We start from the raw sequence: 23370 nt of genomic DNA, 5'->3' as shown, positions 1-23370 counted from the left end.
TTGATGAGGGCACCCATCGTGGAGGTCTTCAGCAGCATCCAGGGCGAGGGCCTCCTTGTGGGAAGGAGGCAGATCTTTGTGAGGTTCGCCGGCTGCAACCTCAACTGCAGCTACTGTGACACACCAGAGAGCAGGGACCCCTCAGCCGGGAGGCTCTTCACAGCCCCTGAACTTACAGAGATTATTGAAGGGTTAATAACGCCTGATTTTCATTCAATCAGTATCACAGGAGGTGAACCTCTCCTCTACCCTGATTTTATCACAGAACTCCTTGAAGAGAGCCCTCACAGGACCCTTCTCGAGACCAACGGGTCCCTGCCCGGCAATGCAGAGAGGATAGCTCACCTCTTTGACTACGCCTCAGTTGATATAAAAATATCTGAACATTTTTCAGATAATTTAAGATCAGGTACTACAGAATCCGATATATCCAGCCCCGGTGACCTCATTGATCGGGAGATTCAAGTCATAAACATATTAATATCAAGAGGTGTAAATACATATTGTAAGGTGGTTGTGATGCCCACAACGGGGGCAGACTACATCGGGGCTCTCGCAGAGAGGCTCCTTGAATGCGTTGATGAGCTGGAAAGACTTCCATTGGTTATACAGCCATGCAGTCCCCCTGAGCAGTGGGCTCAAAACACTCCTCGCCTGCTGGAAATGTCTCAGGAAGCCGGAAAGTATATGGATGTTTACGTGATACCACAGATGCATAGGGCCCTTGGCCTTAGGTAGGAGGTTTTCAGATGGAAATGGAAACAAAGGTTACAGTCCATGATGCCATGACATCGAATGTTATAACAGCAGACCCTGGCATCAGCGTTGCAGAAGCAGCATCAATAATGACCGAAAAGAAGGTTGGAAGCATCATCGTCAAGAGCAACTCCGAACCAGAGGGACTCATAACCGAGAGCGACATCATAAGGAAGGTTGTTTCCAGAGACCTGCAGGCCAGTGAGGTTACAGTGGGGGAGGTAATGACCCGCAACCTTATAAGCATAGAACCTGACAGGGAGCTCAGCGAAGCAGCGAGGCTGATGGCCAAGAACAGCATAAGGAGGCTTCCGGTGGTCAGGGACGGCGCGCTCGTCGGGATCCTGACATCCTCCGACGTCATGATGGTGGCCCCGGAACTCACAGAGATCCTTGTTGAGAATGCAAGGATTGAGGAGAACAGGGTACAGCTACCTGAAAATGAGAGGTCAGTTCCAGGTGTCTGTGAGATCTGCGGCAACTTTGAGGAGTACCTTGAGGAGTACGACGGTAAATACATATGTGAGGAGTGTAAAGAGGACTTAGAGGGTGAATGATTTGTTTGTAAGAGACGTAATGACATTAAATCCTGTCTCAGTCTCACTTGAAACCGCCGCCACAAGAGTAAGGTCTATTTTAAGGGATGAGGATTTCAGGTGCGTCCCTGTAGTCGCCGGGGAAAAACTGAGAGGTATTATAACCCGGGGTGATGTGCTTAACATCACAGCGACAAAGTCCAACCTTGAGGCAAGGGGAATAATGGAAAGGCCCAAGCTTATCCTGACCCCTGAAATGGAGGCAATGAAGGCTGCAGCCGACCTGGTGAGGGCGGGTGAAATACAGGCCCCGGTGGTTGAGTCAACAGAGAGCATGAAACTTGTCGGGATAGTCAGTACCATAGACTTCATCGCAGGGTTCCTTGAAAATGGCTATGAACCAGTTAAGAGTCCTGTGATGGAGATAATGACACCTGAACCTGTCACCTGCCAGCACAGCGACCCTGTATCAGCTGTATGGGATAAGATGGATGAATCAGGATTTTCAGGGCTTCCGGTGATGAAGAACGGCAAACTGATAGGTATCATAACAAGGAAGGACCTCATAAGGTACGGCCATGCCAGGATTCACAGGGAGTCCGGGGATGTGAGATCAGTGGCGGTTGAGAAGATAATGAAGACACCACCCATAGCCATAACACCAGATACGCCTTCTGAAAAAGCTGCTTTTCTGATGCTGGAGAGGGACATCGGCAGGATCCCGGTGGTTGAGAAGCCGGTGTTCATAAAGAGTGACCCCAGCATGGTGAAGGAAGCCGATCTTCTGGGCATAGTGTCCAGGGAGGACGTCCTCAAAGCCTATATCAAGTGAAATGGTGGCCCATGATAGGAGAAGGATCCATCATCCAGAACCCAGTTTTTATTAATAAAATTATTTTAAGTAATAACGATACTTACTTCATGTAAGTATATCTCCCAGAGAGGTGTGTAAATGAGAAAAAAAGACACCATAAACCTGGTAAAGTCTAGGGACCGTGGTCCCGTCGAATTCGAGAGCAGAAACTTCGACCATGAAGGCGATGTGATGGCCATCGCCAGGAAGGAAGTTATTTCCATACCACAGACAGCCACCATCAAAGAAGCAGCGGAGATAATGGTTAAGAACAAATTCAGGAGGCTTCCAATAACAAACCCCGGGACAGGTAAGCTCCAGGGGATAGTCACGGCCATGGATATCCTGGACTTTTTAGGAGGGGGAGATAAATCCAAGATCATCGATAAAAAATATGATGATAACTTCCTTGCAGCTGTCAACGAACCCGTTAAAAGCATCATGACCCGGGACGTCATCAGCATAACCACCAGGGACTCAATTGCAGATGCAGTGAGCATGATGCTTGAGAACAGCGTCGGCGCACTACCAGTCGTTGATGATGACGAGAAGATAGCAGGCATAGTATCTGAGAGGGACTTCGTGCTTCTCATGGCAGGAGTATTCAATGACGAGGTGACAGAGGAGCACATGACAGCAAATGTGATAAGCACAACACCAGGAACACCCATAGAGGGTGCCTCAAAGATAATGGTGAGGAACAGGCTAAGGAGGATACCTGTTCTTGGCGAGGAGAGAAAAACTCCACACCCTGAGGAGGAAAAACTTGTCGGGATAGTGACATCCACTGACATACTCGAGTTCCTTGGAAGGAACCAGGCCTTCAGTGCAATGAAAACCAACAGTGCCGAGGAGGTCCTCTCAACACCTGTAAACGAGATCATGGAGACACAGGTCTGCATGGTAACATCCACAACACCCCTGGGAAGGGTATGTGAGCTCATGGAGAAACATGGAATAGGAGGACTTCCCGTGGTGGACTACGGGGAACTGACAGGAATAATAACTGAAAGCGACTTACTGAGGGCAATAGCAGGGTAGGTGGTTACAGTGGATATAGGGAGCATAATGACAGATGAAGTCATCGTCATGGATGAGACACAGCAGGTTGCCTATGCAAGGAACCTCATGCTGAGACACGGGATAAGCAGGGTCGTGGTTGTTGATGCAGATGGTAAACCGGTCGGCATAGTGACTGAGACCGATATAACCAGAAAACTCCGGGTTAACGGCCCCGACTGGAGGAGGAGACCAATAGATAAGATCTCAATAAGGAGGGTGATGACAGAGAACCCCGTAACCGTGAATGTTAATGACACCCCCCGGGATGCAGCGGAGCTCATGCTCAGGAAGAATGTGGGGTCCCTCCTTGTAATGGATGGAGAGGAACTTGCAGGCATAGTAACCAAGAAGGACCTTCTCAGGTTCTTCAAGGACAGATGCGCCGGCAGATGGAAGGTGAGGGACCTCATGACAGAGGACGTTAAAACGGTGACACCCAACCACACACTGTCCCATGTAATAGGCGTCATGGAGGAGAACAACATCTCAAGGGTGGTCGTAACAGATAACGGCGCAGTTGAGGGGATAATAACCTCAGAGAACCTCTCATTCGCAACCTTCGAGGACCCTGAGAGGGGCATACCCGTCGAGAGGGTCTACTTCATAAGCAGAACCTCAGAGGAGAAGAAAAGGGTCCGTACCATCGCGATGCTAACAGCAGGGGACATAATGACTGAGGACGTGATAAAGGTGGAACCATCTGTGGATGCATCCAGCGCAGCAGCCATGATGCTTGAAAACGGTATAAGCGGCCTTCCAGTGGTTGAGGACGATGAACTGGTGGGTATAATAACAAAAACAGATATAATAAGCGGAATCCAGTAGGTGGAGAGTATGATAATCAAAAACATCATGTCAGAGGATCCTGTCTGCATCGATAAGGATCAGAACATATGTGACGCCCTGAGACTCATGGATAAAAGGAACGTCTCAAGGCTCCTCGTTATAAACACCAACAGCGACCATGAGAGGGAACTTGTTGGTATAGTTACCGAGAAGGACATAGCACTCAAGCTCGGATCCTCAAGGTACGGCAACATGGCACCCTCCCACTTCCATGTCTCAACGGTCATGACACCGGAACTCATAACCGCAGAGCCAGACATGGACGCCGGAAACGCAGCAAGCGTGATGCTCGAAAACAACATCGGAAGCCTTCCGGTTCTCCATGACGGTGAAATCATGGGTATAGTCACAAAATCAGACCTCCTTGACATCTGCAGGGGAAGGGCCTATGAGAAGTACACTGCAGCCGATGTCATGAGCACAGAGATGATAACGGTGTCCCCGGCAGAGAGGGTCGTCCATGCAAGGAGGATAATGATCGACGCAGGCATAGGCCGCCTGCTGGTCATGGAGGAGGACGAACTTGCAGGAATACTCACAGCCAGGGACATGACAAGGGCCGTCATAAACTTCAGAAAGCTCGTCCCGGACAGGCACAAACCCTCAAGGATAAGAAACCTCCTCGTGGAGGATATAATGAAACAGAACGTGAGGACCATTGAGGAGGAGACTCCGGTAACTGAAGTGGCATCACTAATGCTGGAGACAGGCTACGGGGGATTCCCTGTAATCAAACAGGAAGTTGAGGGTATAGTAACGAAGACAGACATCCTTGACCTCATAGTTGAGATAGAGGGTGTCTTCTAAACCTCCTTTTTTTAAGACGTCTCAAGTGAATTCAATGAACAGTGACATCCCCTTCGATTTGATCCAGGAAAGGACAGGGGTACCATCCTCCAGGTTGAAGGTTGCATTTGCCCGGGGGAGCGTGAGGCTACTTGAATCTGCGGGTATGCAGGCCCTCCTCTTCAAGAAGTCCCTGGGGGACCTGGAGGCAGGGACGGTGATCTACCTTGGAGATGAAACTGAGGTCATAAGGGGATTTCCAAAGATAAGGAGGACACTGCTACTCTCACCCACCATCCAGGAACACTTCAGGGACAGGGTTGCTGTAGAGGAAAAGATGAACGGCTACAATGTCCGTATAGCATGCCTATCATCGGGAGAGACCGTTGCACTCACAAGGGGGGGTCATGTCTGCCCATTCACCACCCGAAAGGCCCAGGAGCTCCTTGACCTTTCTGAATTCTTCAGGGAACACCCGGACCTTGTTATATGTGGAGAGATGATTGGAAGGGACAACCCCTATGTTTCACAGGACTACCCTGAGGTCGGACCCCTCGGATTCAGGGTATTCGATCTGAGGGAGAAGAACACGAACAGACCCCTCCCTGTTGAAGAGAGGAGGGCGCTCCTGGATTCCTATGGACTTCCTAATGTGCGCCTCTTTGGGGTCTACCCCATTGAGGAGGCCGCCAGTGAGGTCGCGGATATAATAAGAGCCCTGGGAATGGCTGGAAGGGAGGGTGTGGTTATGAAGGACCCCAGCATGGAGGTGCCTCCCCTGAAGTACACCTCATCACAGGCCCATGCACGTGAACTCGCATACGCCTTCAGCTATCCCTTCGACTTCGGAAGACCCTTCTTCTTCAGCAGAGTCATAAGGGAGGGCTTCCAGGCCTATGAACTCGATGAATCAGATGATGAAACCCGTGAAAGGGCACGCCGCCTCGGGGAGGCAATAATATACCCCATGCTTGAGAGGATAAAGAGCATATCAGCTGGTGAGGCCGCCTATGAGGACACGGTCATCGACGTTGAGGACAGGGAGGCGGCAGAGGAATTCATACGTCACCTTGTCCGCCTAGGGGTCTCAGCCACCCTTGCAGATTACCGTGACGGCAGGGCAACCATAAGGCGATTCTATCAGTCAACAACAGACAGGATAAACAACTACCTTAAGGGGGGTCTCTACTGACATCTCTTCCCATAGCCTATCTGGGCCCTGAGGGGACATTCACAGAGGAGGCAGCCCGGAGGGTCGGTGAGGAACTCATCCCCTTCGACTCAATACTCGAGGTGCTGGACGCAGTGGCAACTGGAGTGGCCTCAAGGGGTGTTGTACCTATCGAAAACTCAATAGAGGGCCCGGTGGGGGTCACCCTTGACCTCCTTGCCTGGGAATATGATCTCTGCATAGAGGGGGAGATAATACTCCGTGTAAGGCACAACCTCCTCGTTAACAGGGGTGTCGCCATGAATGAGATCCGGGAGGTCTACTCCCATCCCCAGTCCCTTGCACAGTGCAGAGGATTTCTGGAGAAACTTGGGGTCTCAACACACTCAACACCAAGCACGGCTGCAGCTGCAAGGACCATAATGGGGAGGATGGAGTGGGCGGCCATAGGAACGAGAAGGGCTGCGGATATATATGGCCTCGAGGTGATTGCAGAGAACATCCAGGACTTTGACCCCAACTTCACAAGGTTCATAGTCCTTTCAGAGGGTGACCATGAACCAACAGGAAGGGATAAGACCTCCATAGTCTTCTCACTATCAGAGGATAAACCAGGGGGACTCCATGAGATCCTGGGCTTCTTCGCAGATGCGGGAGTCAACCTCACCAAGATAGAGTCCCGCCCATCAAAGAGGGGTCTTGGCAAGTACATATTCTTTGTGGATTTCCAGGGACACCGGAAGGACCCGCATGTAATGGACATACTCAGGAGTATATCTGATAGGACCCCATTCTTCAAGATTCTGGGTTCATACCCTGAAATGACTGATTATTGATTAATTCTGATCCCTCAAAGGAGATTAAAACGTGAGTAAGAGCAATGGGCGGGTCATTTTAAGGGTGTGGCGCGGCACTCTGTAAATTTATATACTGGTGAGTACAATATAGATCCGTTTATTATCACTGATTTAATTCAGGAGATGGTGATGATTAGTCAGGATAAGAAAATGATCCTGAGACAGCTCAAGAAACTTGAAAGGGAACGTGAAGAGGGAAGCATTTCAGAGAAGGAGTACAGATCACTCAGGGAACAGTACACACGTGAACTTGAAACCCTGGAGGCAGTGGAGAACATAAGAAGGCTTCAGGGACAGGAGACTCCTGAAAAGCCCCTTGACCACTGGGTGGAGGAGTCAAGAATAAAGAAGGACAGGAAAGAGAAAGAGGAGCTCATTGAAAGGTATGTCAGGACAGATGAGACCAGAAGGAGGAAGAGGCCGAACCTGTCCCTGATAGGGGCCATAGTCCTTGTGGTGGCATTCCTCTTCGGCACGGGCTTTGGTCTTTACTTCATGAATATTCAGCCAGAAACTCCGGCCACGGGGACAGTCACGGTGAATGAGAGCGCCTTCCCATCCTCCAACGACACAGTGAAGAATGTAACTTTAACATCCAATAAAACATTCAGTCAGGAGAACACAACACCACAGACACCATCCACACCACAGACGCCATCAACGCCATCCACACCATCAACGCCACAGGATAACCAGGGGACAGGAGGCACTGGCGGCACTCAGAATCCGCCATCATCACCCTAGCGAGGTTAATGATATGAAGAGGTACATGTTAATCCTTTTCATGGTCCTGGTTGTGTCTGTATCCGGCTGCACATCAGAGGATGCAGGCTCTGAAAACCAGACAAAAACGTTTACAGGGAATAATGTTTCATTTGAGTATCCATCAGACTGGGTAACAGCGAATTCACTTGCCAATGACACAGTTGCAGCGGTTGGAGACCCATCATCCGTTGATTCCTCAGGTCTTGCCCAGGTCTCTGTGGTTATCCAGTCAAAGGACCTCAAGGGGAACCTTTACGACATGTACAGGGCGAATTATGAAGCCCTTTTCACAAATTCAAGTTACAGGAGAGTCTCAGAGACCAACACGACCATAGGCAGTTACCAGGCAATCGAAAACCTTTACATCATCACAGACAGCGGAATACAGAAAAAGCAGAGGGCAATATGGATAGAGAACAATGGAAGGGTCTATGTGATACTTTGCACAGCTCCGGCAGATAAATTCGATGCCGAGAGCCGGAACTTCGACCTCATTGTCAGGACCCTGAGGTTCCTCTGATTTTCACACCAGCCCCCAAATCCCTTCTTATTTTTTTGCCATCCAAAACTATAAATTTATATTTATCAAAGTAATTAATTAACCATAGGGTCGCTGCAGTGATAAATAGACGGGCTCTTTTTATTTTATCTCCAGAGGTTTAAGGGCTGCTAATGGCTTTTTAAACCTTGATTATACAGTGTGACCTTGTTCACGATAATCACGGTAACCACTAAAGAAAAGGAGGAAGAAGCAATGGTATTGCCAATATGCGATGTCTGTCTTAAAAGCGGAATTTTATGTCAGGGCTGTGAAAATAAACTTAAAACAGGGGAGGTAACTCAAACTGAACTGGAGATTGCGAAGGTTCTATACAGGATTGGAGAAGGTAAACTGGGATTTAAAAGGGCCATAGACCTTGACGGGATAGTTATAATAATCACAGAAGCTGGTGAGGTCGGTAAACTCATAGGCAAGGGCGGTAAAATTGTGAAGGCAATATCAAGGGCCATAGGAAAGAAGGTCCGGGTTGTTGGAGAGAAATCAGACCTCAAATCAGTTGCAGAGGATGTTCTAGCACCTGCAAGGATATCAGGGATCAACATTGTATTCGGGAAGGATGGGGAAGAACGCTTCAAGATAAGGGTCATGAGGGAGGATGCCAGGAGAGTGCCTGGCAAACTGGAAACCCTCAATAATATAATAGAAATGCTGACCGGTGAGAAGACGGTTGTAGTTATAGATGATACATGATGGGGATTCCATGGAGATCATACTGTGCGTCACAGGGAGTGTTGCAGCCATCGAGGCGGTGAAGCTTGCAAGGGAGCTTGGGAGGCAGGGAGCCGAGGTTAAGTGCTTCATGAGCGAGGACGCCTGCCGGATAATACACCCCTATGCAATGGAATTTGCAACCGGAAGCAAACCTGTACTGGAACTTACAGGGGAAATTGAGCACGTTAAATACGCAGGCGCTGACCTGATCCTTGTGGCGCCGGCAACAGCCAACATTATAGGTAAACTGGCATACAGGCTGGCTGATAACCCCATATCGTCCCTCCTCCTCACAGCATCAGGCATGGGCACCCCAATTGTCATGGTGCCCTCAATGCATGAGGCCATGTATGCCGCCGCAGCCGAGAATATCATGAGGCTGAAGGAAGAGGGAGTTATCTTTATTGAGCCCCGCATGGATGAGGGAAAGGCCAAGTTCCCGGACATTGACACCATAGTACTCGAGGCAATGAGACAGACCTCCAGACAGAGACTGCAGGGTAAAAGGGTCCTTGTGAGTCTTGGGGGGACCTATGAACCCATAGACCCCGTCAGAGGGATTACAAACAGGAGTTCAGGGAAGATGGGTCTCGCCATAGCAAGGAGGGCCTACATAGAGGGCGCTGATGTCACGGTTGTGGCCGGCACCGTATCTGTGGAGATACCCCCACAGTTAAGATCCTTCCGGGCAGAGACAGCAGAGGAGATGGCCGAAAGGGTCAGGGAACTCGTTGCTGATCACGATGTATTCATATCTGCGGCTGCAGTGGCTGACTTCAAGCCGGTCTACACTGAGAGAAAGATATCATCCTCAGAGGAGTTTTCAGTTGAACTCAGACCCAACCCCAAGGTAATAGGGATCGCAAGGGAGATTAATCCTGAAGCGTTCATCGTTGGATTCAAGGCAGAGTATGATGTGGACGATGAGGCACTGGTGGAATCTGCAAGGAAACAGATAAGGGAATCAGGTGTTGATATGGTGGTTGCCAACGACGTGTCCGTTGGGGGTTTTGGCTCAGACAGGAACCGGGCCATCATTGTCTCAGACATGGTAACCGAGCTTCCCCTTATGGAAAAGGATGAACTTGCGTCCATCATAATTGATGAAGTGATAAGGAAGGTTGGAGACAGCCTGGACCAGTTATTATAGAACTAGAAAAAATATTATTAGGTTAGAAACAGTTTAACCGCAGTTCTGGCTGTTCTATCCCCTCTCAGCTTTAAATATTATTAAAACTCACCTTTACATCATGATATTAACGCAAAAAATTAAAATTCAACTCCAGGTTATTGTGAACAATAACCCGGAGGTGAAATTATGGCCTGCAGTTGGGATTGAAATTATGTAATTAATCCAATATATACCTTTTTTTACTAAAAATATATCAAAAAATCATATGCTCTTCTAAACATCCCTTTTAACCAGAACCGCCATATGATCCTTTTCGTAGGGATTGAGACCCACCTGATCAATTATTCTGAAACCAGAAGACTCAAGCTTCCCTACTTCCTCCCGGAAGATCTTTCTGGGACTTCTTGTAACATCTATGCTCCGGGCCTTTATCATTATGAGTCCATAACCATCCCTCTTCAGGAAGCAATTCATATTCTCAGTGAATAACCTGGTCTGGTCAGGCTGTGCAACATCGCAGTACACGAGATCAGCGGCCTCAACCATCCTGAGGTAACTGAGGGGTCTTGAGGCATCCTCAAGGAGGGGGGCCATGTTTTTTCTGGATTCACACACACCCAGGAGTTCCCGCATCATCCTGGGAGAGAATTCGATGCAGTAGACCCTCCCATCCGTGACGATATCAGATATGTGTGAGGCAGTTGTCCCGGCCGATGCACCCAGATAGAGAACCCTGGAGTCTGAATTCAGACTGAAACCCCGCAGACCGTTAAGTATGGCCGCAGCAAGCTTGGAGCGCCGGGGATCCCAGACCCGGTACTCCCGGCCGCCCCACTCAATGATCCTCTCACCATAGACCTTCACACCGGGGTTGGGGTTAATGGTGAGGAGGGAGTTGTTCATGATAAAGACACCATCAATACCCTTAACTTCCTTCACAGCATACACCTGCCCACGATCATTTCCTCTTCCTTCTGAAACCCTTCTTCCTTGCCGGGGGCTTCGGGTTATCACTTTTAATGGCTTCAAACCTCTCATTGAATGATTCAACTATTCCCGGATCAAATTCTCTGCTGAAAACGTCCTTTCTAACTGCGATGGCTATCTTACCCGCCAGCAGCCTTGCAACCTTTCCCCTGATCCACCAGGGGGATGACCTTATCGAGGGGTGCTGGAATATAACCCCATGCTTCGGTGGCTTTGCACCGGATTTCAGGTGTCTGAAGAGGGCCTTCTCAGCTCCAAGGACCTGTATTGTGGAGGATGGTAGCATGGCAAGTTCCCTCAATCCCCCGGCATGGGCAATGAGCCTCGCACCAACATTTGACCCTGCAAGGGCCCTGAGGTTGGGGGCAAGCTTCTCCATCTTGATGTCAATGTACCTCTCTGTCTCCTCCCTCAGCCTCTGAAGACCCCTTATACTCTCTGCAAGGCCCCTGAGGATGTGGAGGTCCTCGGAGGTGATATCTGAGCCAAGACTCTCATCAACGTCCATCCTGAAATTTTTCAGTATCTGGTCCCGGTCACCGTACTCTGCAATGAGCTCAACGTACTGTTCATGACTCTTAATACCGTCGAGTTCAGGGAAGTGGAGGGAGTACCATTCTCTCAACCTTTCTATGAGCTTCCCGGTCTCCTCATCAAGTTCATCAAGGGCATTTATGGACTGTATTATGAACCTGTCTGTCTCCCGGAGGGACTCCCTCAGCCTTTCACGTGCAACCGACATGAGGGCGTCATGTATGAAGTCCCCGGCGGGCATATCAAGGATTTCTGCCAGGATGTCCTCAAGGTTCTCCCTGAGGTGGACGCCTGCCCTGCTTGGAACCTCAAATCTGAGGTTCCTGAACCCGGCATACTCCGGAGAGGGGGAGGCCTCAACCACAACCTCATCGTATTCAGGGGTGAGCCTCTCGAGCATAATCCTCTCCTCCGGTGAAACACCACCCATCTGTGACTCAGCAAGCCTTCCGGGGATTTCATCAACCGGGAAAGGTTCATAATCTATGAGCTCCAGATCTTCACTGAAGGCAAGAGGACCTGCAATGCAACCTGTAAGATAACACTTCATAGGGGTACATCTATAGGTGACGGATATAAATATATTTAGCAGAAGGTGTTTTTCATGCTTGAGACCAGCATATGTAATATTGAACTCCGGAACCCGACCATACTGGCTGCAGGGGTCATGGGTAGCATGGCATCGTCCCTTAACAGGATTTACCGTGGGGGTGCAGGGGCTGTTGTGACCAAGTCCTTCTCACTCAACCCCAACCCTGGATACAGAAATCCCACAACCGTGGAGGTCACAGGCGGGGTCATAAACGCAATTGGACTCTCAAACCCAGGTGTTGAGGCATTCAGGGAGGAGCTGAAGCTGGTGGATGAGGAGGTACCTCTGATAGCATCAGTCTATGGAGCCTCACCCGAGGAATTTGCCTCAGCAGCGGCTTCAGTGGAGGAATACGCTGACATGATTGAACTGAACGTCTCCTGCCCCCACGCCATGGCAGGATGCGGAGCCTCAATCGGACAGGACCCTGAACTGACCTTCAGGGTTGTTTCTGCTGTTAAGGATGCAGTGGACGTCCCGGTATCCACGAAGCTCACACCAAACGTCACAGACATCGTTGAGATAGCAGGGAGCGCTGAGGAGGCTGGTTCAGACGCCCTTACCCTCATAAACTCCCTTGGCCCCGGGATGAAGATCGATATAAAGACCGCAAGGCCCATACTCTCCAATGCCTTCGGAGGCATGTCAGGCCCGGCAATAAAACCCGTCGCGGTCAGATGCGTCTATGACGTTTACCGCAGCGTGGATATCCCCATAATGGGTGTGGGAGGTGTCAGGGACTTCCAGGATGCAGTCGAGTTCCTCTTTGCAGGTGCAAGGGCTGTTCAGGTTGGAACAGCCATAATGTATGATGGCCCCGAGGTTTTCATGAAGATATGCAGGGGCCTTGAGGCCTTCATGATGGCCGAAGGATTCTCATCGGTGGATGAGATGGTGGGGCTGGCACATGATTAGGGAGATGGATTCCATGAATGTTCCAGAGGTTCTTGAGATTAAGAGGATAGTTGAGGAATCTGAAAGCGTGAAGACCTTCATATTCAGCTGGGACTTCAGACGGGAGGTTAGACCGGGACAGTTCGTCATGGTCTGGGATTTCAGGGACGAGAAACCCATGTCTGTCTCCCTCATCGACCCTGTGAGATCTGAGATAGGGATATCCATAAGAAGGGTGGGTGAATTCACAGGCAGGGTCCATGGACTCAGTGAGGGCGACCTTCTGGGTATCAGGGGACCCTATGGCAGGGGATTTGAGCTCATGGGAAGGGACCTCCTCCTGGTGGGGGGCGGGATAGGGATGGCGCCCCTGGCAGCCCTGGCAGATGAGGCCACCGCAAGGGGTATGCGTGTGGATGCCCTTGTGGCTGCAAGGACAGCAGATGAGCTCCTCTTCCTGGACAGGCTTGAGGCTGCCGGCGTGAATATCAGTACGTGCACGGATGATGGTTCCTGCGGGTTTAAGGGATTTGCCCATGAACGTCTCCTCACACTTGAGGGGAACCATGACATGGCTGCTGTCTGCGGCCCGGAACCCATGATGTTTCAGGTTATGAGGATACTTGATGAGAGGTCTGTCCCGGCCCAGCTCTCCCTTGAGAGATACATGAAGTGCGCTGTGGGTATCTGTGGCCAGTGCTGTCTTGATGATACCGGCTTCAGGGTATGTGCAGAGGGACCTGTATTCTGGAGTCAGGAACTATCCAGAGTAAGGGAGTTTGGCCGTTACAGGCGGGACCCGGCTGGCAGGAGAGTGCCCTGGTGAATCTGGTGGTAACATGATAGAGAGACTGAGGGGTGCACTGACATCGGCGTCATTCCCTGTGATGGCCCTTTTACTTCTCTCAGCAATTGTGGTATACCCCCTCTGGACCATGCTATTCCTTGGAGCCGTATTCGCCTACATTGTAAGGCCCGTGGCCCTGAGGATAAACCGGAGGATACCCTACCTCTCGGTATCCATCATCCTTGCAATGATTGTGGTTATAATGCCACTGGTGGGTATCCTGGTGTTCACAGTTGATTCCATAATAAATTCAACCCCATCTCTCCTTTCACTCGCAGGGAGCATCCACGTACCCGGGGCCGGAAATCTACAGCCCTCGGCGGAGAACACACTTGCAAGCCTGAGAACGGTTCTGAGGGACATCCTAAGTGGTTCACTCAACTATGTCGTGGCCATCCTCCAGTCTGTACCAATGATATCCCTTCAGCTCTTCGTATTCCTTTCATCAACCTTCTACTTTGCAAGGGATGGTAAGAGACTTTTGGGGTACATCAGGACCCTGATACCGGAGGAGACAAGGCCCTTCATGGAGCGAATGGCCTCTGAGACCGAGAGGGTTCTCCTCAGCATATTCTATGGGCACTTCCTGACAGCCCTTGCAATAGGTTTAATGGCTGCAGTTGGCTTTCATCTTCTCGGATACCCCTACGCCATACTCCTGGGTATAATGACGGGCCTCTTTCAGCTGATACCTGTGATAGGGCCATGGGCTGCCTACACACCCCTCTCCATCTATGACTTTGTCACAGGAAACATCCTGAGGGGAGTACTTGTCCTGATATTCGGTCTCTTCCTCAGCACCATTGACATATACCTGAGGCCCAAGCTATCCGGTAAGTACGCGGATATCCACCCCATGATATTCCTGGTGGGATTTCTGGGAGGACCTGTGGTCTGGGGTGTTGCAGGCTTCATTGTGGGGCCACTGGTCCTTGGTCTTGCATATGCAGCCCTTGAGGCCTACCGTATGGAGTCAGGTGGAGAGGAACTGCAATAAGCGCTGTATATCCCAGCCACAGACTTTTTTTGAAATTACTATGATCACATACAGGGAAATCGTATTCTGATCAGTGAAAACTGTATGAGATAGTGTTGTAAATTGCAGCTTCTTAACAGGTCCTTTATGGCTTTTATCCACTTCTTTCTTACAGATGCGAGGTTTTTTTGGTTTCTCTGAGTTGGTTGAAAGAGTAGTTTTATTAATGCTTAAAAAAATTACATTGGTTGAGATGGGAATGTTCCGCAGTTACAAGGATATTCATTTCTGATATTCTACAGGTTTTTATTCCTCTGAGAAGTAGTCTGTGTCTATTTTTTTGATCTCGTAGGATGTCACCTTTGATACACCGACGTCGTGGTCGATCATCAGCTGGGCCAGTTCATCTCCATCAATCAGGACTATTCTGTTATCGATGCTGGATGCGTATTCCCTGGCCTTATCTGAGAATTTGGACGTTGTGATAAATACTCCTTTTCTGGCTTTCTGACCCTGCAAAGCGCCTGCAAATTTCTGTATTTCAGGTCTGGATACGGTGTCCTGCCATCTTTTTGCCTGGATATAGATTGTGTCAAGACCTAATTTGTCCTCTTTTATGATGCCGTCTATTCCTCCGTCTCCAATCTTTCCTATGGCTTTCCCTGCATCTCTTCGTGAGCCACCATACCCCATTTTCAATAAGAGATCCACCACCAGTTTCTCGAAGAATTCAGGGGAGCATGACATGATCTTTTCAAGCAAATCCGCGGCTAGCTCATTCCTTAATGTCTGGTAACTGTATTCTAGTGATTCTTCGGGAGTGAGATCTTCACCTGAATGATTATTCCATTGCGCCGTGAAAGTTTTGACTTCCGGTTTTTCTTTCCCGCCCCCCCTAAACGCAGCAAAATCAGGGAATTGCTTCAGAAAATCATCGTCAAGTTCAACGGGCTTTCTTTCTAAAAACCTCAAACCTTTAGGGGTTATTCTGATATAACCTCTTCTTGGAGATTCCATCATGCCAGCCTTTTTCAGGGTTGTACGGGCCCAGTTCACGCGATTATCAAAGAATCTGCCCTTTCCACTGGGTATAAGTCTCTTTCTTTCCTCATCAGTCAATTGAAATTCTTCGGCAAGCTCATCATAGACATCTTTAATATAATGCTCTTTTCCATCCCCTACAAGTTTTAGCAGAGGTAACATTACTTCCTTATAATTTGGCAGAGCCATGTTAATCACCTCTAAACGCTATCTTAAGTTTGGGCTCCTGTCCAGAACTATTCTAGTAAGACCCGCAAAAAACGTCCTTTCCTCCCATCATGGATCTTTTTGCATACTCAGCAAGCACCGGATGTTTAACTCCCTTAACCATACTCTCTACCTCGCCGCGTATTAATTACTGATCACAGGCTTAAACTGTTCATTTAATGCCAGCAACTGAGAATGCTTATAAGTTCAACACCCCCCACGAAATCTTAAACAATATATCTTAATAGTGCTACTTAAGTGTTTATTGTGCTATGTGGACTTGTGGAACAGTAAAGCGAACATAAAGTCACCGGGAACACTTTATTAATCTCACATAACAGAATAGGTACATGGAAGATTACAGAATGGTTCTCCTCGACATAGACTACGTGACCGTCGATGAGGTCCCGGTTATCAGACTTTTTGGTAAGGATAAAAGCGGCGGAAATGAGCCCATTATAGCCCATGACCGCTCATTCAGACCCTACATATACGCAATCCCCACCGACCTCGATGAATGCCTCAGGGAGCTTGAGGAACTGGAACTGGAGAAACTTGAAGTCAAAGAGATGAGGGACCTTGGAAGGCCCACAGAGGTCATCAGAATCGAATTCAGACACCCCCAGGACGTGCCGAAGATCAGGGACAGGATAAGGGACCTGAAATCTGTCAGGGATATAAGGGAACATGACATCCCATTCTACAGGCGCTATCTCATAGATAAATCCATAGTACCCATGGAGGAGCTGGAGTTCCAGGGTGTTGAGATGGACTCAGCACCATCGGTGACAACCAATGTCAGGACGGTGGAGGTAACCGGCAGGGTCCAGAGCACAGGTTCAGGGGCACATGGACTCGACATCATGAGCTTTGACATCGAGGTGAGGAACCCCCATGGCATGCCTGACCCTGAAAGGGACGAGATAGTGATGATTGGTGTCGCCGGTAACATGGGCTACGAATCTGTCATATCAACGGCCGGCGACCACCTTGACTTTGTTGAGGTGGTTGAGGATGAAAGGGAACTCCTTGAGAAATTTGCAGAGATCGTAATTGATAAAAAACCGGACATCCTGGTGGGATACAATTCAGACAACTTTGACTTCCCCTACATAACAAGGAGGGCGGCTATCCTGGGCGCGGAACTCGACCTCGGCTGGGATGGTTCAAAGATCAGGACCATGAGGAGGGGCTTTGCAAACGCCACAGCCATAAAGGGAACGGTGCACGTGGACCTCTACCCGGTCATGAGGAGGTACATGAACCTTGACAGGTACACCCTGGAGAGGGTCTACCAGGAACTCTTCGGCGAGGAGAAGATCGACCTCCCCGGTGACAGGCTCTGGGAGTACTGGGACCGGGATGAGCTGAGGGATGAACTCTTCAGGTACTCCCTGGATGATGTTGTTGCAACCCACAGGATAGCAGAGAAGATACTCCCCCTCAACCTGGAGCTCACCCGGCTGGTGGGCCAGCCACTATTCGACATCTCCCGCATGGCAACAGGTCAGCAGGCTGAATGGTTCCTTGTCCGCAAGGCATACCAGTACGGGGAACTGGTACCAAACAAGCCATCCCAGTCAGACTTCTCCAGGAGGAGGGGTCGCAGGGCGGTCGGCGGATACGTCAAGGAACCAGAGAGGGGTCTCCACGAGAACATAGTCCAGTTTGACTTCAGGAGCCTCTACCCCAGCATAATAATCTCAAAGAACATCTCACCGGACACCCTGACAGATGACGAGGAATCTGAATGCTACGTGGCACCTGAATACGGTTACAGGTTCCGCAAAAGTCCCAGGGGATTCGTACCCTCTGTTATAGGTGAAATACTCTCAGAGAGGGTGAGGATCAAGGAGGAGATGAAGGGATCAGATGATCCCATGGAGAGGAAGATACTCAATGTGCAGCAGGAGGCCCTCAAGAGACTTGCAAACACCATGTACGGTGTATACGGGTACTCAAGGTTCCGCTGGTACTCAATGGAGTGCGCTGAGGCCATAACCGCATGGGGCAGGGACTATATCAAGAAAACAATAAAAACTGCAGAGGAATTTGGGTTCCACACGGTCTATGCCGACACCGATGGTTTCTATGCAACCTACAGGGGATAGCTAATTAAAATCCGGTACATGTTTCAATCCTCAGTGGCTCCCCGGACCTCCTTAATGAAGCGTTCTATTATCTCCTCTGCATCAAGATCGATGACAGGGACATCGGCGTTCCTTGGCTTCACAGGGACATGGGCAAAAACAGGACCATCCATCGCCAGTGCCTGTTCGAAGTTCAGATCATCGGCGAACCTGATCACATTGAAGCCCATGGACTCTGCAACGGCCCCAAGGTCTATCACATCGGCGTAGGTGCACTGTGAGCCGGTTGTTGCGTAGCACCTGTTGTCGAGGAGGACTATGATGAGGTTTCCAGGGGACTGTGCAGCTGCAGTGACCAGGCCTCCAAGGTTCATGAGGATGGAACCGTCACCGTCCAGGACAACCACCCTCCGCTCCTGTGAAAGCGCGAGTCCAAGCCCGATGGAAGATGCCATCCCCATGGATCCAAGCATGTAGAAGTGCCTTGGCGAGTCCCTGATACTGTAGAGCTCCCTTGAAGGAAACCCAAGGTTACATATGACGAGCTCATCCTCAAGGACACTCGTTATCCTTTCTATGGCTTCAATTCTCTCAAGCATCATATCACCAGTAGGATACATCCAGCAGGACTGCCACGGCCTTATCAGTCCGGAGGGAGATATCTGTAAGTTCTCCTATGGATTCCCTGGCCTCAGCAGGAGTTCTGGGGGTCCTGAAGGGTATTTCAAGGATCCTCAGTATATCCCCGGTGGCCCTTCCCATGGGCACCTGGGCCTCCATGAACTCTCCCTTGGTGCCCCGGTGACTTACAATCATGGTTATGGGGATATGGTATAGGCTGTAGAGGGAGGCCAGGACGTTCACTGAGTTACCGAGGCCTGAGTTCTGCATCAGTATGGCGGTTGTCTTTCCAGCCATGTGGGCCCCGGCTGCAACACCGAAGCCCTCCTCCTCCCGGGTAACCGGTACGTGCATGATGGCAGGGTCGGCATCCACCATTTCAAGGACCGTCCTGAGATTCACACAGGGGACGCTGACGGCGAAGTCTATCCCTGCATCCTTCATGCCCGCGTAAACAGCTTCGCTGCTATCCACTTTCATAACTCCTTAATTTCGAGATTTATATCAAGTTCTCTGGCTATTCCAAGAATCCTCTCAAGGAGCTTTTCATCCAGTTCGATACCCTCAGCACGCCTTCTCTTTATGTTCATGCTCTCAATGTCCCCGGGTATGAGGACGTCACCGCTTGATTTAACCTCCTCAATGAATTCATCAACCTGGGTCCTGAACTCATCGGGGTCAACCATCTTTGATGGGTCGATGGCCATCATGAGGTCTCCCTTGGTGCAAATCTCCTCAGGGTTCGCTGTTCCGGTGACAGCGGTTCCGAAGGCAGCACCAACGAGGGGCCCTGCAAGTATCTCTATCATGAAGGAGAGGGCGTATCCCTTGTGTCCACCGAAGGGGAGGATGGAGCCCTTAAGGGCCATTTCAGGGTCGGTGGTGGGTTTACCCTCTGCATCCAGGGCCACATTTTCAGGTATGCTCTCGCCCTTCCTGGCGGCCTCCAGGAGTTTGCCTCTGGCCGATGCGGAGGTTGCCATGTCCACGGAGACGTAGTACCTGTTTGATGGGATGCCAATGGCCACCGGGTTTGTCCCAAGGATGGGTTTCCTGCCCCCGATGGGTGCGACGGCCGGCTCGGTGTTTGCTATAACAACACCTATCATGTCATTCATGACGGCCATATCAGAGTAGTAGCCGGCGACCCCGAAATGGTTGGAGTCATGGACACCGACAAGGCCAACACCAGTATTCCTGGCCTTCTCAATGGCAAGCTCCATGGCCCTGTAGGCAACAACGTGTCCGAATATGTGGTTACCATTTATGAGGGCCGTTGACTCGGTTTCCCGCTCAATGGTTATGTCACCATCTGCCCTTATTGTTCCATGCCTCAACCCCTCAACGTACTGGGGGAACCTGCCGATTCCATGTGAGCTGAATCCCTTCAGGTCAGCGTCCAGTGTGACGTCTGCAACTATATCTGAGCTCTCCTCCGGAACATTCATGGCGGTGAGTATTTCCTTTATGATTTTAACTTCCTCTTCAGGGCTTATCCTCATAAAAAGTCCTCCTAAAGTTTTATGGTTTCACCGGTGCAGGCTTCGAGTTCAACCTCTGATCCCCTATCTGTAACCTCCCCGATGGGGTGGGCTCTGTCTCCGAGTATGCTGAGGGCTTCATCCACGTCATCCGGAGCTATAACTGCACAGAAACCCACTCCCATGTTGAAGACCCTGTACATCTCCCTTATGTCAACTCCTGCCTCGTGGATAACTCTAAATATCTGCTGTGGTTCTGGCAGGGAGTCCAGGCGGTACCCGACATCCTTTCTCAGTCTCTTGAGGTTGCCAAAACCTCCCCCGGTTATGTGGGCCAGTCCATGGACATCAACATCTGATTCAATCAGTTCCATGATGGGCTCCACGTATATCCTTGTGGGTCTGAGGAGTTCGTCCCCAACGCTGCTGCTGGATCCGGGCATTTCATCCTCCGGGGAAAGTTCAAGTTCATCAAAGAATACCCTGCGCGCGAGGCTGAGGCCATTGCTGTGTATCCCGCTGCTCTCAAGTCCTATGACAGTGTCGCCGGGGGACACATCCTCCCCGGTTATGATCCTGTCCACATCAACAAAGCCGATCCCTGTGGCTGCAAGGTCAAGGTTCCGGATTATGCCTGGAAGGGATGCTGTCTCCCCACCTATTATGGCAACCCTTGCCATTTCAGCACCCCTTGCAAGTCCCTTTCCTATCTCCCCGGCCACTTCAGGGTCCGGACGTTCGACTGCAAGGTAGTCAACCAGGGCAGCCGGCCTTGCACCCACGCAGAGGATGTCATTGACCACCATTGCAATGCAGTCTATACCCACGGTATCGTAACGGTTCATCATCTCCGCCACAAGGATCTTGCTCCCGACACCATCGGTGCTCATGGCGATGGCCAAATCACCCATCCTCACCAGGGCCGCGAAGTGGCCGGCTCCGGTGATAACGTCACAGTACTTAAGGGTGTCACTCAACCTGGAAGTTAAGCTGGAAATGGTGAGCTCCTCCAGGTCTATATCCACTCCAGATTCTGAATAGGTTACCATTAAATCACCACTAAAGAATAGTTTAAGGTTATCTAAATAGTTAGCCTCACTGGATACGCACGGTTTCCAGGTTCAGGGGGGTCTTGGTCTCTATCCGGTATGTCCTGTAGATACTTGATGCCAGGTCAAGGGTCTTGTAGTTGTCTCCGTGACACAGGAGTATCTTCTCTGGTTTCGGTGATATCCTCTTAACGTATTCCATGAGCTGCCTCCTGTCTGAGTGACCGCTGAAACCCTCAATGGTCTTTATGTTCATCCTGACATTGTAGACCCTCATCTTATCATCCTCATCCTTGAGGGGGATCTCCTTCCAGCCCTTCTGGATCCTTCTACCAAGGGACCCCTCGGCCTGGTAACCGACAAATACAAGGGAATTGTCCGGGTCCTCACATAGCCACTTGAAGTACTCCAGTGAGTTACCACCGGTCAGCATACCTGAAGTTGAGAGGATTATGGATGGTTCGCCCTCAACTATTTCCCTCCGCTCATCCATACCGTTCACCTTGTGGAAGATGTCTGAGATGAAGGGATTGTGGCCCATGTGGAATATCTGGTCCCTCAGGTCCTTGCTGAGGTACTCAGGCCTTGCAGTGTGGATTGCATTGGCCTCCCAGATCATACCATCAATGTAGACAGGTACCTCGTCGATTATACCGGTCCTTATGTACTCCTCAAGGACTATCATGAGTTCCTGGGCCCTTCCAACAGCAAAAACCGGTATCAGTATCTTACCCCCCCTCCTGAGGGTTGAGTAGATGGTCTTAACGAGTTCCTTCTCTGCACGGTTCCTTGATGGCTGGACATCCTCATGGCCCCCGTAGGTGCTCTCCATCACAAGGGTTTCAATCCGGGGGAACCTGTTTGCTGCAGCCTCCAGAAGTCTGCTCTGCTCATACTTGAAGTCCCCTGTGTAGACCATGTTGTGCTGCCCGTCCCCTATGTGGAGGTGTGCCATGGCAGACCCCAGGATGTGACCCGCGTTGTGGAGTGTCAGCCTTATATCAGGGGCTATGTCTGTCACCTCACCATAGTCGAGGGTTATCGTGTGCTTCACGCTCTTCTTAACGTGCTTCACATTGAATGGGAGGGGTTCATCCTCCCTGTGGGCAATGTCGATGTGGTCCAGCTGCAGGAGCGTCATGAGGTCCCTTGTTGGTGCCGTGCAGTAGACGGGCCCATCGTAGCCGTAGTGGTAGAGGTATGGGAGGAAACCTGAGTGGTCAAGGTGTGCATGGGTGATTATGACTGCGTCAAGGCTGTCAAGGGTGAATTCAGGGACATTGAGGTAGGGATAGGAGTTCTTATCATCTCCACCCGCAACGTTGACACCACAGTCCAGGAGGACCCTGCTGTTGGGGGTTTGAAGGTAGAGGCAGGACCTTCCAACCTCCCTGAAACCACCCATGGCGGTGAGCCTTGCCCAGTCATTGTCATACTTTGGCTTCTGATGTATCCGGTTCCCAAGTTGCTGCAGAATCTTCTTTCTTTCCTTGCTGTTCTTCCTCAGTGTTCTACGTATTCTTTCTATTATCTCAGAGGATATTGGTGGTGTTCTCAGTATCTTGGGTGCCCAGCCAGTGTTCTTGACTATTTCCCTTGACGTGGATCCGTACTTGCCTATCACAAGTCCTGGTTTCCGGGCCTCAATTATCACCTCACAGGTGACATCATCAAAGGATATGTTGGTTATCTTGGCCTCCTCGGGCACTATCTCATGTATCTTCCTTATGGCCTTCTCAGGGTCCATGAGGACGGACCTGTCGGATCTTATAATTATCCTCTTCCGGATATCCTTTGCAATGTCCCTTATGAGGTTGCCGTTCTCGGTTATTATCTCCGGGTTCTTGGTGTATATTACCACCTCGGGCCCCTCGAATTCCACCTTCGCAACCTGGACCCTCTCGGGAAGTCTCTGCATTATTGTCCTTTTGATTTCTTCAAGCATCTCTGAAACCATAAGATCACTTCTAAAAAACAGGGAGTATCAGTAAACAGGTGTTTACTGCAATTAAAA

The 23370-nt window shown here is 50.2% G+C and carries 24 protein-coding genes; 16 read left to right on the top strand and 8 right to left on the bottom strand.

Annotated features, from left to right (window positions below; genetic code table 11):
- The first annotated feature begins 3 nt into the window (after positions 1 to 3).
- The 12 genes from MTCT_RS05675 to coaBC all read left to right on the top strand — a co-directional run bounded on the left by MTCT_RS05675 (position 4) and on the right by coaBC (position 10055).
- Entirely contained in the window at positions 4 to 738 is a 735-nt protein-coding gene (locus MTCT_RS05675; protein ID WP_048175781.1) for a 7-carboxy-7-deazaguanine synthase QueE, read from the top strand.
- Between the two features lie 11 nt (positions 739 to 749).
- A complete protein-coding gene (locus MTCT_RS05670; protein ID WP_048175780.1) occupies positions 750 to 1313 on the top strand; it encodes a CBS domain-containing protein in 564 nt (187 codons plus the stop codon).
- Positions 1306 to 2124, top strand: coding sequence for a CBS domain-containing protein (locus tag MTCT_RS05665; RefSeq protein WP_048175779.1), 819 nt, complete (start codon positions 1306 to 1308; stop codon positions 2122 to 2124). Before MTCT_RS05670 ends, MTCT_RS05665 begins: the two co-directional genes overlap by 8 nt.
- A 120-nt stretch (positions 2125 to 2244) precedes the next feature.
- On the top strand, positions 2245 to 3186 hold the full coding sequence (locus MTCT_RS05660; protein WP_048175778.1) for a CBS domain-containing protein: 942 nt from the start codon (positions 2245 to 2247) through the stop codon (positions 3184 to 3186).
- Positions 3187 to 3195: 9 nt separating this feature from the next.
- Entirely contained in the window at positions 3196 to 4032 is an 837-nt protein-coding gene (locus MTCT_RS05655; RefSeq protein ID WP_048060997.1) for a CBS domain-containing protein, read from the top strand.
- Positions 4033 to 4041: 9 nt separating this feature from the next.
- Positions 4042 to 4860 (top strand): CBS domain-containing protein, encoded by an 819-nt coding sequence (locus tag MTCT_RS05650; RefSeq protein WP_048060996.1) that lies wholly within the window; start codon positions 4042 to 4044, stop codon positions 4858 to 4860.
- Between the two features lie 34 nt (positions 4861 to 4894).
- On the top strand, positions 4895 to 6031 hold the full coding sequence (gene mthRnl, locus MTCT_RS05645) for an ATP-dependent RNA/DNA ligase MthRnl (RefSeq protein WP_048175777.1): 1137 nt from the start codon (positions 4895 to 4897) through the stop codon (positions 6029 to 6031).
- Between the two features lie 11 nt (positions 6032 to 6042).
- The gene (gene pheA, locus MTCT_RS05640) at positions 6043 to 6846 is read left to right on the top strand and encodes a prephenate dehydratase (RefSeq protein WP_369798277.1); all 804 of its coding nucleotides are present in this window, start codon (positions 6043 to 6045) and stop codon (positions 6844 to 6846) included.
- A gap of 150 nt (positions 6847 to 6996) precedes the next feature.
- Positions 6997 to 7611: a hypothetical protein gene (locus MTCT_RS05635; protein ID WP_231855272.1), complete on the top strand. Its 615-nt coding sequence runs from the start codon at positions 6997 to 6999 to the stop codon at positions 7609 to 7611.
- A gap of 13 nt (positions 7612 to 7624) precedes the next feature.
- On the top strand, positions 7625 to 8152 hold the full coding sequence (locus MTCT_RS05630) for a PsbP-related protein (protein ID WP_048175774.1): 528 nt from the start codon (positions 7625 to 7627) through the stop codon (positions 8150 to 8152).
- A 234-nt stretch (positions 8153 to 8386) separates the two neighbouring features.
- Positions 8387 to 8884: a transcription elongation factor NusA gene (locus MTCT_RS05625; protein WP_048060993.1), complete on the top strand. Its 498-nt coding sequence runs from the start codon at positions 8387 to 8389 to the stop codon at positions 8882 to 8884.
- A gap of 10 nt (positions 8885 to 8894) precedes the next feature.
- The gene (coaBC, locus tag MTCT_RS05620) at positions 8895 to 10055 is read left to right on the top strand and encodes a bifunctional phosphopantothenoylcysteine decarboxylase/phosphopantothenate--cysteine ligase CoaBC (RefSeq protein WP_048176644.1); all 1161 of its coding nucleotides are present in this window, start codon (positions 8895 to 8897) and stop codon (positions 10053 to 10055) included.
- Positions 10056 to 10310: 255 nt separating this feature from the next.
- Here coaBC and MTCT_RS05615 read toward each other — a convergent pair whose 3' ends face one another.
- Positions 10311 to 10985 (bottom strand): fibrillarin-like rRNA/tRNA 2'-O-methyltransferase, encoded by a 675-nt coding sequence (locus tag MTCT_RS05615; RefSeq protein ID WP_084126245.1) that lies wholly within the window; start codon positions 10983 to 10985, stop codon positions 10311 to 10313.
- A 10-nt stretch (positions 10986 to 10995) separates the two neighbouring features.
- The gene (locus tag MTCT_RS05610; RefSeq protein WP_048175773.1) at positions 10996 to 12108 is read right to left on the bottom strand and encodes an NOP5/NOP56 family protein; all 1113 of its coding nucleotides are present in this window, start codon (positions 12106 to 12108) and stop codon (positions 10996 to 10998) included.
- Positions 12109 to 12162: 54 nt separating this feature from the next.
- Between MTCT_RS05610 and MTCT_RS05605 the strand changes: the two genes are divergently transcribed.
- Genes MTCT_RS05605 through MTCT_RS05595 form a run of 3 tightly spaced genes read left to right on the top strand, consistent with a single transcriptional unit; the run spans position 12163 to position 14888 of the window.
- Positions 12163 to 13065 (top strand): dihydroorotate dehydrogenase, encoded by a 903-nt coding sequence (locus tag MTCT_RS05605; protein ID WP_048175772.1) that lies wholly within the window; start codon positions 12163 to 12165, stop codon positions 13063 to 13065.
- Positions 13066 to 13069: 4 nt separating this feature from the next.
- Complete coding sequence (locus MTCT_RS05600) at positions 13070 to 13870, top strand: dihydroorotate dehydrogenase electron transfer subunit (RefSeq protein WP_084126333.1); 801 nt, start codon at positions 13070 to 13072, stop codon at positions 13868 to 13870.
- A gap of 13 nt (positions 13871 to 13883) precedes the next feature.
- Positions 13884 to 14888 (top strand): AI-2E family transporter, encoded by a 1005-nt coding sequence (locus MTCT_RS05595; RefSeq protein ID WP_048175771.1) that lies wholly within the window; start codon positions 13884 to 13886, stop codon positions 14886 to 14888.
- Between the two features lie 285 nt (positions 14889 to 15173).
- Here the strand turns inward: MTCT_RS05595 and MTCT_RS05590 are convergent, their stop codons facing one another.
- A complete protein-coding gene (locus MTCT_RS05590) occupies positions 15174 to 16097 on the bottom strand; it encodes a restriction endonuclease (RefSeq protein ID WP_048175770.1) in 924 nt (307 codons plus the stop codon).
- A 368-nt stretch (positions 16098 to 16465) separates the two neighbouring features.
- Between MTCT_RS05590 and polB1 the strand changes: the two genes are divergently transcribed.
- Positions 16466 to 18226 carry a DNA polymerase PolB subunit 1 gene (polB1, locus tag MTCT_RS05585; protein ID WP_048175769.1) on the top strand — a complete coding sequence of 587 codons (1761 nt, stop codon included), beginning with the start codon at positions 16466 to 16468 and terminating at the stop codon, positions 18224 to 18226.
- 23 nt (positions 18227 to 18249) lie between these two features.
- On the opposite strand, the gene comE is transcribed toward polB1, so the two are convergent.
- From comE to MTCT_RS05560, 5 genes are read right to left on the bottom strand one after another with little or no spacing between them, the layout of a single operon-like run.
- Positions 18250 to 18807, bottom strand: coding sequence for a sulfopyruvate decarboxylase subunit beta (gene comE, locus MTCT_RS05580; protein WP_048175768.1), 558 nt, complete (start codon positions 18805 to 18807; stop codon positions 18250 to 18252).
- Position 18808: 1 nt separating this feature from the next.
- Positions 18809 to 19306, bottom strand: coding sequence for a sulfopyruvate decarboxylase subunit alpha (comD, locus tag MTCT_RS05575; RefSeq protein WP_048175767.1), 498 nt, complete (start codon positions 19304 to 19306; stop codon positions 18809 to 18811).
- Positions 19303 to 20328: an L-sulfolactate dehydrogenase gene (comC, locus tag MTCT_RS05570; RefSeq protein WP_048175766.1), complete on the bottom strand. Its 1026-nt coding sequence runs from the start codon at positions 20326 to 20328 to the stop codon at positions 19303 to 19305. Before comC ends, comD begins: the two co-directional genes overlap by 4 nt.
- An 11-nt stretch (positions 20329 to 20339) precedes the next feature.
- Positions 20340 to 21356: a phosphoribosylformylglycinamidine cyclo-ligase gene (purM, locus tag MTCT_RS05565; RefSeq protein ID WP_048175765.1), complete on the bottom strand. Its 1017-nt coding sequence runs from the start codon at positions 21354 to 21356 to the stop codon at positions 20340 to 20342.
- A 46-nt stretch (positions 21357 to 21402) separates the two neighbouring features.
- Positions 21403 to 23313 (bottom strand): beta-CASP ribonuclease aCPSF1, encoded by a 1911-nt coding sequence (locus tag MTCT_RS05560; RefSeq protein ID WP_010876827.1) that lies wholly within the window; start codon positions 23311 to 23313, stop codon positions 21403 to 21405.
- Between the last annotated feature and the right edge of the window lie 57 nt (positions 23314 to 23370).

The organism is Methanothermobacter sp. CaT2 (assembly GCF_000828575.1).
GTDB lineage: Archaea > Methanobacteriota > Methanobacteria > Methanobacteriales > Methanothermobacteraceae > Methanothermobacter.
Note: the sequence above shows the minus strand (reverse complement) of the source record. Positions and strands in the feature narration are given on the sequence as shown.

What these genes read in the sequence shown, in the direction of transcription:
- MTCT_RS05675 (WP_048175781.1), top strand. Translation starts at nt 4, where the DNA reads ATGAGGGCACCCATCGTGGAGGTCTTCAGCAGCATCCAGGGCGAGGGC.
- MTCT_RS05670 (WP_048175780.1), top strand. Translation starts at nt 750, where the DNA reads ATGGAAATGGAAACAAAGGTTACAGTCCATGATGCCATGACATCGAAT.
- MTCT_RS05660 (WP_048175778.1), top strand. Translation starts at nt 2,245, where the DNA reads ATGAGAAAAAAAGACACCATAAACCTGGTAAAGTCTAGGGACCGTGGT.
- MTCT_RS05650 (WP_048060996.1), top strand. Translation starts at nt 4,042, where the DNA reads ATGATAATCAAAAACATCATGTCAGAGGATCCTGTCTGCATCGATAAG.
- mthRnl (WP_048175777.1), top strand. Translation starts at nt 4,895, where the DNA reads ATGAACAGTGACATCCCCTTCGATTTGATCCAGGAAAGGACAGGGGTA.
- MTCT_RS05635 (WP_231855272.1), top strand. Translation starts at nt 6,997, where the DNA reads ATGATTAGTCAGGATAAGAAAATGATCCTGAGACAGCTCAAGAAACTT.
- MTCT_RS05630 (WP_048175774.1), top strand. Translation starts at nt 7,625, where the DNA reads ATGAAGAGGTACATGTTAATCCTTTTCATGGTCCTGGTTGTGTCTGTA.
- MTCT_RS05625 (WP_048060993.1), top strand. Translation starts at nt 8,387, where the DNA reads ATGGTATTGCCAATATGCGATGTCTGTCTTAAAAGCGGAATTTTATGT.
- coaBC (WP_048176644.1), top strand. Translation starts at nt 8,895, where the DNA reads ATGGAGATCATACTGTGCGTCACAGGGAGTGTTGCAGCCATCGAGGCG.
- MTCT_RS05610 (WP_048175773.1), bottom strand. Translation starts at nt 12,108, where the DNA reads ATGAAGTGTTATCTTACAGGTTGCATTGCAGGTCCTCTTGCCTTCAGT.
- MTCT_RS05605 (WP_048175772.1), top strand. Translation starts at nt 12,163, where the DNA reads ATGCTTGAGACCAGCATATGTAATATTGAACTCCGGAACCCGACCATA.
- MTCT_RS05600 (WP_084126333.1), top strand. Translation starts at nt 13,070, where the DNA reads ATGGATTCCATGAATGTTCCAGAGGTTCTTGAGATTAAGAGGATAGTT.
- MTCT_RS05595 (WP_048175771.1), top strand. Translation starts at nt 13,884, where the DNA reads ATGATAGAGAGACTGAGGGGTGCACTGACATCGGCGTCATTCCCTGTG.
- MTCT_RS05590 (WP_048175770.1), bottom strand. Translation starts at nt 16,097, where the DNA reads ATGGCTCTGCCAAATTATAAGGAAGTAATGTTACCTCTGCTAAAACTT.
- polB1 (WP_048175769.1), top strand. Translation starts at nt 16,466, where the DNA reads ATGGAAGATTACAGAATGGTTCTCCTCGACATAGACTACGTGACCGTC.
- comE (WP_048175768.1), bottom strand. Translation starts at nt 18,807, where the DNA reads ATGATGCTTGAGAGAATTGAAGCCATAGAAAGGATAACGAGTGTCCTT.
- comD (WP_048175767.1), bottom strand. Translation starts at nt 19,306, where the DNA reads ATGAAAGTGGATAGCAGCGAAGCTGTTTACGCGGGCATGAAGGATGCA.
- comC (WP_048175766.1), bottom strand. Translation starts at nt 20,328, where the DNA reads ATGAGGATAAGCCCTGAAGAGGAAGTTAAAATCATAAAGGAAATACTC.
- purM (WP_048175765.1), bottom strand. Translation starts at nt 21,356, where the DNA reads ATGGTAACCTATTCAGAATCTGGAGTGGATATAGACCTGGAGGAGCTC.
- MTCT_RS05560 (WP_010876827.1), bottom strand. Translation starts at nt 23,313, where the DNA reads ATGGTTTCAGAGATGCTTGAAGAAATCAAAAGGACAATAATGCAGAGA.